17 protein-coding genes are annotated in these 12,447 nt (G+C 67.1%); 4 read left to right on the forward strand and 13 right to left on the reverse strand.

Features of this window, described 5'->3' with window-relative positions; genetic code table 11:
• The first annotated feature begins 88 nt into the window (after positions 1 to 88).
• Complete coding sequence (gene nicT, locus H4W30_RS32230; protein ID WP_081684794.1) at positions 89 to 1,228, forward strand: Nickel transporter NicT; 1,140 nt, start codon at positions 89 to 91, stop codon at positions 1,226 to 1,228.
• Between the two features lie 665 nt (positions 1,229 to 1,893).
• Here the strand turns inward: nicT and H4W30_RS32235 are convergent.
• Positions 1,894 to 2,514 (reverse strand): cytochrome c oxidase assembly protein, encoded by a 621-nt coding sequence (locus tag H4W30_RS32235; RefSeq protein ID WP_081684795.1) that lies wholly within the window; start codon positions 2,512 to 2,514, stop codon positions 1,894 to 1,896.
• The gene (locus H4W30_RS32240; protein WP_228708117.1) at positions 2,487 to 2,945 is read right to left on the reverse strand and encodes a DUF2243 domain-containing protein; all 459 of its coding nucleotides are present in this window, start codon (positions 2,943 to 2,945) and stop codon (positions 2,487 to 2,489) included. The genes H4W30_RS32235 and H4W30_RS32240 overlap by 28 nt, the downstream gene beginning before the upstream one ends.
• Positions 2,946 to 3,543: 598 nt before the next feature.
• On the opposite strand from H4W30_RS32240, the gene H4W30_RS32245 reads away from it, so the two are divergent.
• The 3 genes from H4W30_RS32245 to H4W30_RS32255 all read left to right on the forward strand — a co-directional run bounded on the left by H4W30_RS32245 (position 3,544) and on the right by H4W30_RS32255 (position 5,292).
• Positions 3,544 to 3,813, forward strand: a complete 270-nt coding sequence (locus tag H4W30_RS32245) for a metal-sensitive transcriptional regulator (protein ID WP_043830840.1) — start codon at positions 3,544 to 3,546, stop codon at positions 3,811 to 3,813.
• 116 nt (positions 3,814 to 3,929) lie between these two features.
• Complete coding sequence (locus tag H4W30_RS32250) at positions 3,930 to 4,586, forward strand: GAF and ANTAR domain-containing protein (protein WP_245976527.1); 657 nt, start codon at positions 3,930 to 3,932, stop codon at positions 4,584 to 4,586.
• 274 nt (positions 4,587 to 4,860) lie between these two features.
• Positions 4,861 to 5,292, forward strand: coding sequence for a hypothetical protein (locus H4W30_RS32255; protein ID WP_137095936.1), 432 nt, complete (start codon positions 4,861 to 4,863; stop codon positions 5,290 to 5,292).
• A gap of 123 nt (positions 5,293 to 5,415) precedes the next feature.
• On the opposite strand, the gene H4W30_RS32260 is transcribed toward H4W30_RS32255, so the two are convergent.
• The 11 genes from H4W30_RS32260 to H4W30_RS32310 form a co-directional block, all read right to left on the reverse strand.
• Entirely contained in the window at positions 5,416 to 6,549 is a 1,134-nt protein-coding gene (locus tag H4W30_RS32260; protein ID WP_043829840.1) for an IS701 family transposase, read from the reverse strand.
• A 228-nt stretch (positions 6,550 to 6,777) separates the two neighbouring features.
• The gene (locus tag H4W30_RS32265; protein WP_043829842.1) at positions 6,778 to 7,023 is read right to left on the reverse strand and encodes a hypothetical protein; all 246 of its coding nucleotides are present in this window, start codon (positions 7,021 to 7,023) and stop codon (positions 6,778 to 6,780) included.
• A gap of 116 nt (positions 7,024 to 7,139) precedes the next feature.
• Positions 7,140 to 7,382, reverse strand: a complete 243-nt coding sequence (locus H4W30_RS32270) for a hypothetical protein (protein WP_143102009.1) — start codon at positions 7,380 to 7,382, stop codon at positions 7,140 to 7,142.
• Between the two features lie 230 nt (positions 7,383 to 7,612).
• A complete protein-coding gene (locus H4W30_RS32275; protein ID WP_143102010.1) occupies positions 7,613 to 8,419 on the reverse strand; it encodes a hypothetical protein in 807 nt (268 codons plus the stop codon).
• Positions 8,420 to 8,424: 5 nt separating this feature from the next.
• Positions 8,425 to 8,682 (reverse strand): hypothetical protein, encoded by a 258-nt coding sequence (locus H4W30_RS32280; protein WP_043829846.1) that lies wholly within the window; start codon positions 8,680 to 8,682, stop codon positions 8,425 to 8,427.
• 5 nt (positions 8,683 to 8,687) lie between these two features.
• Positions 8,688 to 8,966: a hypothetical protein gene (locus tag H4W30_RS32285; protein ID WP_043829848.1), complete on the reverse strand. Its 279-nt coding sequence runs from the start codon at positions 8,964 to 8,966 to the stop codon at positions 8,688 to 8,690.
• Between the two features lie 30 nt (positions 8,967 to 8,996).
• A complete protein-coding gene (locus tag H4W30_RS32290) occupies positions 8,997 to 9,587 on the reverse strand; it encodes a hypothetical protein (RefSeq protein ID WP_043829849.1) in 591 nt (196 codons plus the stop codon).
• 99 nt (positions 9,588 to 9,686) lie between these two features.
• A complete protein-coding gene (locus H4W30_RS32295) occupies positions 9,687 to 10,271 on the reverse strand; it encodes a hypothetical protein (RefSeq protein ID WP_043829851.1) in 585 nt (194 codons plus the stop codon).
• A 149-nt stretch (positions 10,272 to 10,420) separates the two neighbouring features.
• Positions 10,421 to 11,212, reverse strand: a complete 792-nt coding sequence (locus H4W30_RS32300) for a hypothetical protein (RefSeq protein WP_043829853.1) — start codon at positions 11,210 to 11,212, stop codon at positions 10,421 to 10,423.
• Between the two features lie 146 nt (positions 11,213 to 11,358).
• A complete protein-coding gene (locus H4W30_RS32305; RefSeq protein ID WP_043829855.1) occupies positions 11,359 to 11,928 on the reverse strand; it encodes a hypothetical protein in 570 nt (189 codons plus the stop codon).
• 192 nt (positions 11,929 to 12,120) lie between these two features.
• Positions 12,121 to 12,435, reverse strand: a complete 315-nt coding sequence (locus H4W30_RS32310) for a hypothetical protein (protein ID WP_043829857.1) — start codon at positions 12,433 to 12,435, stop codon at positions 12,121 to 12,123.
• Positions 12,436 to 12,447 lie beyond the last annotated feature (12 nt).

The following is a 12,447-nucleotide window of genomic DNA, read 5'->3' on the forward strand; positions in this document are numbered from 1 at the left end:
CGTGGGACTCGGTGAGATGGCTCCGCGCGTGTGGCGCTGGTGTGGGTCACAGGCCGCATCGTCGACGACGAGAGGAGAAGATCAAGCCATGACCACACCCCCGCCAGCCCGGGCAGCCGCAATCCCGACGTCACAGGCACGACGCTCGATCGCCGGGATGGCCGGTTTCATCCTGGCCCTCAACGCGCTCGGCTGGGGAATGCTCCTTTTCGTTGTCATACCACAGCACCACACCCTCAACAGCTCACAGGTGTTCGGCATCGGGCTGGGTATCACCGCGTTTACACTCGGCGTCCGTCACGCCTTCGACGCCGACCACATCGCCGCCATCGACAACACCACGCGCAACCTGCTCGCTCAGGGACAACGCCCACTCTCCGTGGGATTCTGGTTCTCCCTCGGCCACTCCACAGTTGTGTTCGCGCTCTCCATAGCGTTAGCGATGGGCGTGCGGGCACTGGCCGGTGCAGTCCGGGACGAGGAATCGGCACTGCGTCACACGGCTAGTGCCCTCGGCTCGGCGGTATCAGGCACCTTCCTCTACGCCATCGCGATCATGAACCTTGTCGCGCTGGCCGGGATCATCAAGGTGTATCGGCAGATGCGCCACCGGGCGGCCACAGAAGCAGATCTGGACAACCAACTCAACAACCGCGGGTTCCTCAACCGACTCCTCAAAAGCACCACCAAGGCAGTCCGCAAACCCTGGCACATCTACCCAGTCGGAGTGCTCTTCGGCCTCGGATTCGACACCGCTACTGAAATCGGTCTACTCATACTCGCCGGCGGAGCCGCACTGTCCCTGCCCTGGTACGCCATCCTGGTACTACCCGCCCTCTTTACAGCAGGCATGACCATGTTCGACACAGCCGAGGGTGTCCTCATGAACGTCGCCTACAACTGGGCCCTCACCAAACCCCTTCGCCGAATGTTCTACAACATCATCGTCACGACACTGTCCGTCGGCAGCGCGTTCCTCATCGGCACGGTGCAACTGGCATCACTACTCACCGACACACTCCACCCCGATTCCGGCCCCATCACCACCATCGCCGAATTCGACCTCAACTACGTCGGATTCGCACTTGTTGGACTGTTCATCCTCGTCTTCGCCCTCGCACTGCTGACCTGGCACCTCGGCAACTTCGACACGAAACCGCCGAAACACGACATAGAGCCGACACACGACATAGACCAGAAAGCCACGATTCGCAAAGACACGACATGACACCGCCCGCGCTCTACGCGGACAGCCGACTCCTCCAGTACCCCCGCGCTCAGGGCTCCATGACAGCCGTTCTTTGACCCATGGGCCGGGGGACATTCACTTTACCGTGTTGCGGCAATGACTATTCCGTTTCAACCATCACGGACACACATAGGCTCAAGGAATGCGCCCCTCTCACGCTTTCCGGTCCATTGGAGTCAGGGCGAGTGAAGGGCAGGATCAGCGTCGACGCAGATCCTGACAGGGTGTCGCGGGTCCTTAAACATCGGTGACGAACGTGCAACTCGTACCGTTCGAGGGTCCTGTTCGACAGCGAGCCGAGCACCTCGGTGTGGCGCCCGGCTCCCTGTGGCCGCAGTGATCAACGGCGGCCGAACATTTTCCACCACTTCCGCTCGGATCCGCCCTGCTCTGGTTGACACTGACACCGCCGTGACGCGGGCACACCGGCGAGCACCTGCTCGACATGGCGCCCACACCCGGTGTAGGTGGCCTTCCCGCAGGTCGAACACACAGCACGTTGACACATCGTTGAACCTCCTATGGCGACCAGGTTTACTATAATACCCCAGGGGGTATCAGCCAATCAAAAATGGGGCCGTCATCGTCTCTCCCCCGGCCACTGTCGCTCGTTATCCCGCCCGCCGACGGGTGCCAAGGAAGGTTCAGAAGTCGCGCGAGGTGTGTGGGGGCGAGTCAGCTGTCAGCGGTGGTCGCCGCTGGCGGCGCTGGAGTCGGGCGTGGGCGCGACCGGTGGCGAGGTACCACTGGACAGCGAGGACGGCCGCGAGAGCGATCTCCACCAGGTCGCCGCCGTAGTACATCAGCTGCGCACCCGTGTGCAGGTCGACCGCACTGTAGGTGGTGGCGGGCGGGCGGGCGACGTACAGGGTCTTGGCAAGGATGGCGTGGCCGGCACCGGCGGCCAGCAGGGTGAGGCCCCGCCAGGCGAGGTTCCAGCGGTGGCGTAGCGGGTCGAGCTGGCAGATGGCGAAGGTGAACAGCAATCCGGCCAGCACGACGTGGACCTGGACTGCGGCGTGTATCAGCGGCTGGTGATGTGTCGCGGCCAGCAATGGGGTGCGGTAGAGCAGCCACAGGCCGCCGATGTCCAGCAGTGCGGCCAGGGGCGGGAAGACAAGCCACGTGACGGGCCGGGAGTGCGCCAGGGCCAGCAACACTCGCCGCGCACTCTGAGGAGGCAGGGCGCGCTGGGCCAGAGTGAGGGGACGGGCGAGGACCAGCAGCAACGGGGCGATCATGGCGACGACGAGGTGCTGGGCCATGTGGGCGGTGAACGGCCCGCCGGACAGCGGGAACAGCACCGCGGACGCTGTGCGTCTGCGCGAACGGCCAGGGCCGCGCCGACGGTCAGCAGGACGAGTCCGGCGCCGTTCCAGGCGAGGTCGTAGGGCAGGATGTCGACGCCGTAGCGGACCTGATGGATGCGCAGCAGCTTGTGGTCGACGATGCCGTCGAAGAGCTGGAACGCGCCTAACCCGAGGAACAGCCCGGCCCAGGCCTGCGGCGGGGCCAGAGTGTGGTGGCGCCGCAAATCCGCATACAACACGAAGCCGGCGACCAGCCCAAGCAGTTCGGCGGTATGCAACAGACCGTCCGAGAGCAACCCGACGGCACGCGTGGAGCGGTCGTAGAAGTGGTGCCAGGCCAGGATCTGGTGAAAGACGATCTCATCGAGCGCGGCCATCACCGCCACACCCAACAGCGCACACCGGCAGAGACCGCCGCGGCCGCTGGCGCCCAAGGATGCAGCAGGTCGAGTCGCACCGGCCGGGCCCCGGGCAACGACACGCCGCGATCCTGCCCGGCCGCCACTCCGACGTCGGACCACCGCCCCGCGAGGACACCTACAGCCGCTAGGCAGAGCGCGACAAGTCAAGGCACCGCTCTCACGCGGGCCCTACGCCCACCAGCCTTCTTCACCTCGGACTGTGCACGCTTTCGGGCGCGTCATCGAATGATCGACGCCCAACCTGTCGATCACGAGTTCGGCCTGCTGCCCATAGCCGAAACTGTTGACCAACAAGTGCAGGTTGCTGGATTTTCGTACGAGTTGGCCCGGTGGTGCGGTACGCACGTCTCACAGGTCTCGTTGCGGGCCAGCCTCGGCCACACTGGTCCACGCACACGATCGACAGTACGAATCGCCGAATTTCGTCCACCAGGCAGCCGCCGCCTGTCGCCTCAGCCCGAGACTCCACCGGCGCCGTCAGGAAGCGAAGCGAACTCCCCCCACTGGCGATACCTCACGGGGTATACTGGTGCCAGGTCGGGATTACTTTAGGAGGGTTCGTATGACTGGGGACGAAGAAACCATCACGCAGGTACTCAATCGGCTCCGCCGTGCGCAAGGGCAACTCGCGGGTGTAATTACCATGATCGAAGCTGGCCGAGGCTGCAAAGACGTCGTCACTCAGCTCGCCGCCGTCTCACGCGCCCTCGACCGTGCCGGATTCAAGATCGTAGCCACCGGCATGCGCCAATGCCTCACCGGCAACGATGACAACAACCAGGAACCCCTGACCGAGGCCGAACTCGAGAAGTTGTTCCTCGCCCTCGCCTGAACCCCTGATACGCCGGTGGACACGAGCTTGGGAGCGTGGCGGTTAACTACCACGGCCCCGACTCCCGACCGCGCCGCATCTGGCCGTGACGTCTATATCCGGACAGAATGGGGCAGGTGGGCGATGAACGATCATCCCGGCAGGCTGCCAACAGTGAGGCGCTGGGGCAGGTAGCGCACGCTCTCAGCGAGGTGGCCCGGTCACTGACCGCGGAACCGGATCTGCACCAGACCATGAAAGGGATCGTGACTGCCGCGGTGGCAACGATCCCTGGCGCGGAGTACGCCGGGGTGTCGCTGCTGGAGGCCGGGCAGCTGCGCACCGTCGCGCCGTCTGACGATCTCGTGGCCCGCTTGGACGAGTTGCAGCATGAGCTGGGCGAAGGCCCATGCGTGGATGCCATCGCCGAGCACCACACCTACCGCACCGGCAACCTCGCCGACGACTCCCGCTGGCCCAAGTTCGCCGACACCGCGGCCAGCCTCGGTGTGGCGTCCGTGCTGGGGTTCCGATTGTTCGCCACCAGCACCACCCTGGGCGCGCTGAACCTGTACTCCTCACAGCGCGACGCGTTCGATGCCGATGCCGAGCACATCGGTGAACTGTTCGCCGCTCACGCCGCCGTCGCCCTGATCGGCTCCCAGGAACAGGCCCAGCTACGCACCGCGCTCGGGACCCGCGACGTGATCGCCACGGCCAAGGGCATCCTCATGCACCGCCACCGCCGCACGGACGCGCAAGCGTCCACGATGCTTCCGACGGCTGGCAACTGAGAACATTGCGCCTCACTCACCAGCAGGGGTGGCCATGGGTCGCGCAACTTCTGCACGTGTCGGCCTACGTGGCGCGCCACCTCGGAGCGCATTGCACGCGCCGAACCGGACGTCCAGGACGGGGGAAAGTTGCGGCAGAGGCGGGCGATTAGGCCTGCTGGCCATCTACTTCAGCTCAGGCATTCGGCAAGTCGTGATTCCGGTGATTACCAGTAAGGTCCGGCATTTCGGTGGTTTACGAGTTCATGAATAACCTCTTCATCAACGTGACGCGATGAGTGTCCTGATTGGACGAGCAGTGGAATCGTTCGACGATGCGCGAATGGCGCGAGCGCGGGCCGACGCTCGCGCGATCGGTTTGTCAGCCCCCGAACGTGACGTCGCCCTGGACGCAGATGCGCAGTGGAACCGTGCTGTCCCTGTCGTTGCGCAGCAGCCACGACTCGGTATCGTCGAGATCGATCGAAACTCGGACCTGCCGGCTGGCCGGATCGACGTAGAGCGCGACGACAAATCGGTGTTGCCGGTGCTGTTCATGATGATCTCCTCGGACGGCGGGCTGCCGTCATCACGGCCCGCGCGGACGCGGGCGGTGCCGTGCGGGTGGGGTGGTCCGGCCGTGTGGCCGGAGGCAAGCGCGGTGCCTGGTACTAGTACTGCAACGGCAGTTAAGGAAGTGGGTAGCCGCGGCGTTTGTAGTGGCTGAGGCGGGCTTGGTGTTGTCGTCGGCGGCGGAAGCGTGACCAGGACCAGATGTGTTCGGCGGCGTCGGCGACACGCAGGACCAGCTTGGTGAGCAGGCGCCGGATCTCCGGTAGTGTAAAGCTGATCATGTCTGGTTCGGCGATACCGATTCCCCTTTTATGGCAAGGGATTTGGCGACGGCGAGCCAGGCGTGGGCGAGCATCGACAGGGTGATGTGGGCGTACCACGCCCGCCAGGACCGGACCTGGTAGTGATCCAGTCCGGCTTCGTTCTTGGCCTGCTGGAAACACTCTTCGATCCGCCAGCGCGCCCCGGCGATCCAGGCCAGGTTCAGCAGGGTGGACCGGCGGGGCCCGTAGCAGATGTAGTAGGCGATCTCGGTCGGATCAGAGATCGAACGCCGGGCGAGCAGCCAGTGCCCGCGCCCGGCCTGCCAGCCAATCCGGACCGGCACCCGTGCCCAGTCGTACTCGCGCGGCCCGTGCGCGCCGGCACCGACCGACAACCGCCGCCACGCCCGGGCGGGCAGGTCCGCGATCAGCTCATCGGCCCGCTGTTCGGTGCCCTCGGCGGTGATCAGGGTGTCGTTGACCTTGGTGGCCAGCACGTACGCGGCGTCGTGTTCCTCCAGCCAGGCTCGCAGGTACTTGACCTGCCCGTAGGCCTCATCGGCGGTGACCCACGCGAACGGCACACCCGCCTCGAACGCCCGCGCCAGCATGCCCATCGCCTGCCGCGGCTTCGTGGCGAACTCGACCTCATCCGGAATCCCCGCCCGTTGGCACCGGTCCCGGTCGGCGATCCACGGCTCCGGCAGATACAGCGCCCGATCGATCAGCGCATGCCCATGATCACCGGCATAGGCGAGAAAGGTCCCGATCTGACAGTTCTCGATCCGCCCCGCCGTCCCGGAATACTGCCGCTGCACCCCGGCCGAGCGCACACCTTTCTTCAGGAACCCGGTGTCGTCCACGATCAGCACGCCGCCCGGCTCGCCGAGATGCTCGACCACGTAGTCCCGCACGTCGTCACGCACCCCGTCGATGTCCCAGTCCGCCCAGCGCAACAACCGCTGCATCCCATCCGGAGACACCTCACCGGACTGCTCCGCCAGTGTCCAGCCGTTCTTCCGCTCCAACCCCGCGACCAGCCCGGACACATACTCCCGAGCCCGGCCCCGCGGCTCCGACCGCCTGAACCGTCCCGCGATCCGATCATGAACCCGATCCAGCTGCCCCATCACCACATCGACCACCACAACGATGATCTACCACACGACGACCAACTGCCGTTGCAGTACTAGCGGTCGGCGTCTGGGTTGCGCTGTGCCTTGGTGATGTCGCGGTAGTCGGTGCTGCGGTAGCCGGTGTCGCGGTCGGTCGTGGGCGTCCAGCCCAGAGCGGCGAGCAGCGGCCGGATGCCGGCCCACCAGCCACCGGGGAACCGTCGGAAGACCCATTCCTCGGCGGTGTAGCGGTCTTCGTCGTCAGTGGGGCCGCGGGATCACAATCGAGATGGGACGCGAGGTGAACAGGTCGATCGTGATCACCAGCGCGCGGAAGGTGCCGCCGGGCGCGGTACCGACCATGCTGGCGCTGGGTGCTGCGTTGATCAGCGTGGCGTGGTAGCGGGTGGCGTCACCGGGGGCCCACCATGCCCAGCGCGGGCGTTCCGTGGGGATGTTGATCTCGGCGATGAGTTGCCGGGCGTCGTGAATGTCGTTGGTAGTCATGGCGATTCGAGCTACTGCGGATGTGTATCAGCCCACGCAGCGCGATGCCCTCCCCGTGGCGAGTTGGTGCTGGGGAGGGCATCGCGCCGATGTGGCGTAGCTGGTAGCCGGAGTGGTCAGGTGTGGCGGTGTCGCCGGAGGGCGTGCTCGACAGCTTTGGTGATCGTGTCGCCGTTGGTCTGCGCGCTCGCGTGCTGGTAGAGCGGCCAGGACCAGACGCAGTCGCGGCCGTCGCAGTAGATGCGGACGTGCCCGTCGTCGTTTTCCTGAAGTACCAAGGGAAGGCGGTGCCGCTCGGGCTCCGGCCGCCGGGGCGTGCTGCCTGATGTGGTGAGGCGCGAGCCGTCCTGAAAAGCCACGTCGACCCCGCGCTCGGCGAGGTGCTGCACGACGCGGCTGACCAGGTCTTGCGCGTTGACCTTGCCGACGGCCGAACCGGGCCGGGCCGGGCGGGATCTTCGAGGTAGTTGTAAACCAGGTCTTCCAGCGTTTCGACCAGAATCATCGGTAGGGGTCCTCTCGTGGGAAGCGGATAGGTGCGTAGGCAGGGGACGCGTTCCAAGCCAGACACAGGCGACAGAGGGCGCCGCTACTTGTATTCGCGCTTCCACCTGGCTTCGACCTTGGGAGCCAGTTCGGCGCGCAAGTCGTCCTCGGTGCGGCCATGTTTCGCGGCCAGCGCGGCCAGGATGAGCTGCGCGTCCTCGCGGTACTCGGCGATGGTGTCTCGGTGGTGGGCGATGCTTGCCCTGGTCAGATACCGGGCGTAGGCCAAGGCGTCTAAGTAGGAGCGACGGGCCGTGAACTCGGTGTCGATCTGCCCGTACCCCTTAGTGCGCAAGGGTGTTCCGTCCGGCGCGGTGATCGCTTTCGCGGCCTTGGCTTTCGCGCGTTCGGCTTTCTCGGCTTCCCGCGCGAGTTGCTCGGGGGTCTTGATCCGTCTGGGCTGGTTGCGAATGTCGACCGGCGCGCTGGGGTAGCACTCGGTGCATGCGGCCTTGCCGGCCTGCTCGACGATCTCGGTCTCGTCGTGCCCGGAGAGCTGGGTGAGCCAGGCGAACCGGGTGGAGGGGAAGCAGGTGCGGCACTCCATGGTGCGGTGGACGTGGCCGCCGGTGTTGAGGACCAGCCAGGCGCGGGTCCAGCCGCCCCGACGCTCGAACTCCGCATCGAGGGGGCGCGCGGCGGCCTCGCACTCGGCGATGGTCTGGCGGGCCTGCTCGATCCGGGGCTGCAACTCGGTCGCGTACTCGGCCATGCCGTCGTTCACCAGACGGTGGACGCGGGCGGTGAGCCCGTTGACGGTGTCGGTGGCCTTGGCATGCTCGATGCCGAGCCGGGCGAGCTCTTCGTCGATCTCGGACGGGGTTGCGGTCGTGGGGTCGTCGATAGGCATGGTGTTCACCTCGGAACGGGTTCGGGCCAGGCCGTGTCGGCCAGGCGGGGGCGTGGGAAGGCGTCGCCGGTGCGCCAGGCGCGGATGGCGGGGGCGAATTCGCTGGTAACGGCGCGGTCGAGGTCGCGGATGTCGATCGTGGTCCGGCCGTTGCGGCGGGCGTCGGCCCACAGGTCGAGGACCTTGGTGAGGCTGTCGGCCAGCAGCGCGGTCAGGGCGGTGGGCGGGTAGTCCTCGGCGACCGCGGCCAGCAGGCCGGCCATCTCGGTCAGCGGCCGGGGGTGGTGCAGTGGCCGAGCTGGCGGACCGGCAGCGTGACCACGTTCTCGGGTCCGGGCTGGGCGCCGGCCAGGGTGACCGTGCCGAGATGGACGTCGGCGCCGAGTTGGAAGACGTAGACCCATAAGCCCATGCGGGTGAGCGACTGGCGCGGAAGGTGGCGGTCCCGCGCCACGTCGAGCGCCTTGGCGCGGTTGGCGGGCACGGTGTGCACGTCGTCCAGACGCAGCCGTGACAGGTCGAGGCGGTCGTAGAACTTCATGAACACGAAGGGCTCCTTTCTTTGTGGTGGCGCGATTCACGCGCGGGTCTGGGCGAGTTCGCGGGGTGGCAGGGCGGTGGTGGTCCAGCCGTAGAGGTCGAAGACCTGGCGGGCGTGGGTGCGGTAGTAGAGGTCGAAGGCGCCGCCCTGGCCGGCGTGGGTGGCGCGGCGGTGGCAGTAGCGCGGCGCGCCGCCGTTGCCGAACTCGGTTTGCCAGGTGCACACGCGCAGCCGGTGGACGCGGATGACGAGGCCAGGGCCGCCGTTGACGCCTGCCCAGCGGCCTCCGTCGACGTCGGTGGCGTGCCAGACGTAGCGGGTCCACATCCCGCCGGACGGGGTGTAGGTGCGCCGGCCGACCTGGTGGGCGTCGGTGGGGTCGATCGTGGCCAGGTGCCCGCCGGGCGCGGTAATCAGCGCGTCGCCGGCCGAGGACACGTAGGCGACGAAGGTGTTCGCGCGGGTCATCGCGTGGCGTTCGCGTTCGTTCGAGCACGGGTAGCAGCTCGTGGCGCCGGTGGTCGGGTCGATCGCGCGGCCGGTGCCGATCCCGCTGGGGTCCGGGGTGGGTGGGTGGCCGCAGTCGAGAACGTCCGCCACGGGGGCGGTGGAGGAGGTGGTGGTCATGGCGGTATCGGTCCCTTCGGGCCGGAAGTGAGCGGAATCGGCAAGGGCACAGGCCGGCCGTTCGGCCACCGGAGGGGTGGACCGAACGGCCGGAGGTGATCAAGGAAGGTGTCCGAACGTGGCCAGCAGCCGGGCGAACTCGGTCACCCGGTCGTGCGGGACGCGGACGGTGAACACCGAGTCGGACGCGCCGGGCCGCACGCAGACTCGGCCGTGGACGCCTGCGTCGACCGTGCCGAAGTGGAAGTCGGTCGCCTGGTCTTGGCGCTGCACGCCCAGGCGGGCCGCGACGGTCGCCGCGAGTTGCTCACGGGCGGCGGCGATGCCGTCGCTGGCGTGCTTCTCGTCCCAGGCCGCGTGCAGCGCGGTCTCATAATTCGGCAGCAGCCGGCGCCGGGTCTCGTGGGCGATCACGTCGGGCGGTTTGCACCGGCCCACGGTGATCTTGTGGTCCTGCTCGTGGTCCTGCGGGACATGGTTGCGCAGGAAGCCGAGGTGACCGATAATGATCAATCGGTCCCGGTCGGTCTTGCGGCCGGTAGTGGTGCCGTCGACCAGGTCGAGGACCTGATCGTTCGGTCCGGCGAGATGGGCTTCCGAGCCGTCGTCGGCCTTGCCGGTGTAGGCGCGCCATCCGGTCCCGAGGTGCTCGGCGACAGTGTGCGCGAGGTCGAGGGTTGTCATTGGGGTTCTCCGTGGGGTTGCTGGTCGACGAGCCAGTCCGAGCCGAGCCGGCCGACTTGGTGGTGAGGTGTGGCGGTAACCGGCGCACGACGAGGCGCCGGCCGACCGTCGACGGACGGTCGGTCGGCGGGTGCGGAAAGGGGCTGAGGTCAGCGGCAGTGGCCGGTGATCTGGACCAGGTGGGCCATGTCGACCACGGGCCCGGCCCAGTAGCGGACGTGGGCCGGTTGGTTGCCGATTCCCCAGACGTAGAGCCGGAAATCGGGGTCGCTCGGGCAGGCCCACACGGAGCGCTTACCGGGCCCCTCGGGCGCGGGGGCGCCGTGTTCGTCGCACCGATCATCGACGACCAGGCCCCCACCCCAGGACGACCGCAGGTGCGCGAACACCCGGACGTACGGGGCATCGAACGGCACCGTGTGCGCCTGCTGCCGGGCCGCGACCCATTCGGCCAGTGCGTCCGCGGACAACGGCCGGCGGGAGGTGATCACGGCACGTACGCCGTCGACGTCGGTGAGCCGGCCGTGGTCGCTGCTGTCCGCGTAGGCCAGTGCGCACGGCCCGGTGAACCACAACGTGATCCATTGCGGGCCGCGATGCCAGCCGCGCGCATAGCCGCGCCGGTCGCCCAGCTCGGTGATCGGGATCGGTGGCAACACGCCGTCCAGGCCCCGGTCCGGTCGGGGCGTCCACCCGTGTGCGCGGAGGTCGTCGTCCACGGTCGGGTAGATCATGTCCGTGGTCCGGGCGCCGGAGTAGCCGCGTGCCGCGCGGCTCAAGGTCGTCGCCAAGCCGTCCATGCGGCCGGTGACGTTGCGCAGGCCCTGTACAGGCATCGGGTTCGAGCTCAGCGCGTCGTCGTGCAGGTCGGCAACCTGGCAGCGGAGTTCCTCCGCGAGCCTGGCCAGGCTGGTGAGGCTGCCGGCCTGCACACGGTTCACCGTCTCCAAGGAGTCGGCCCGTGCGCGTTCCCGGTCGAGCTCCGCGCGCAGAGCGTCCAGGGTGGTCGAGTGGCCTGTGGTCAGCGTGGGTGCTCGCTTTCGTCGGTCGAATTGCGTGAATGTGCGGAGGTGATGGGAAAAGGGCGTCACTGTTCTGCGAGCACGCGGTCGAGCTGATCAAGGAAGTAGTCGACGTCCGTGTTCGGGCGCATCGCGTCGCCGGACGGCATCCAGTAGGAGTCGTCGACGTAACCGGTGCCGGCGACCTGGTCGAAGGTGTCGACGTAACCGGTGTGATCGCATTCGCAGCAGTCCGGCGCGGTCACCGGGTACAACTGGCTTCCGACATTCAGGCAGGCGGTGGCCAACGCGCGTTCCCGGAACGTGGGCGCGGTATAGGTGGCGATCGCGGTCACCACGCGGGCGGCCGGGAATCGGGCGAACAACTCAGCCAGCACGTCGTAGTGGGCGTGCCAGCACGCGGAAATGGTGCTGCGCCTGCCGTTCGGGCCGGTGCCCTTGCCGAACGCGGACGCGCTTCCCTTGGCGCCGGAACCCGCTGTGTCGGTGGTGCGAAGGGTGAACGTGGCGCGGGGTCCGGCGCGGTTGCTGCGATCCTCACCCGTGTGCGTGGTTATGTTTCCGTCGTAGAGCGCGCTGGACACGTCGCGTACGACGCTGTGAATATCGGTGATGGACACGCCGTACACGAACATGGTTGAACTCCTTTACTGATTCGGGAAACGGTGGTGATGACGTGCGCGCGGATGAGTCGAACAATCCGCAACGGAAAGCAGAGCCGTTGCAACCATTGCGTGCGGGTGAGAGCTGCGCGGCGCCCGTATGAACGGGCGCCGAGACACGCGGCTGACTATCAGTGAAATTTCGGGATGCGCTGGACGATTGCGCTAGATCCAGGAATCGACTCGGCGGACCGTGGCGCCGCACTTCTTGGCGACGTACTCCGCAGCGTCCGCCAGGTCCGAAAGTCGGTACCGATAGGCGGACAGCGGCACCGGACCGGCTTCGCCGTCGGTGGACTCGATACGCCAACGTCCGCGCGGTGCCCGCTCGCAGGCGACGAACGCACACCCGTCACGAGTGAACGCGACCGCGCTATCGGCGTCCTGTTCGCCGTACGTGTCGTCTGTCATGACGTAGCCGTTTTGGGCGTACTGAAAGTGGAGCTTAACGACGTTGGCCGTGTCCGTGTCGGTGGACATGTCGCCTCCCTT

This window comes from Amycolatopsis roodepoortensis (assembly GCF_014873915.1).
In the GTDB taxonomy this organism is placed as follows: domain Bacteria; phylum Actinomycetota; class Actinomycetes; order Mycobacteriales; family Pseudonocardiaceae; genus Amycolatopsis; species Amycolatopsis roodepoortensis.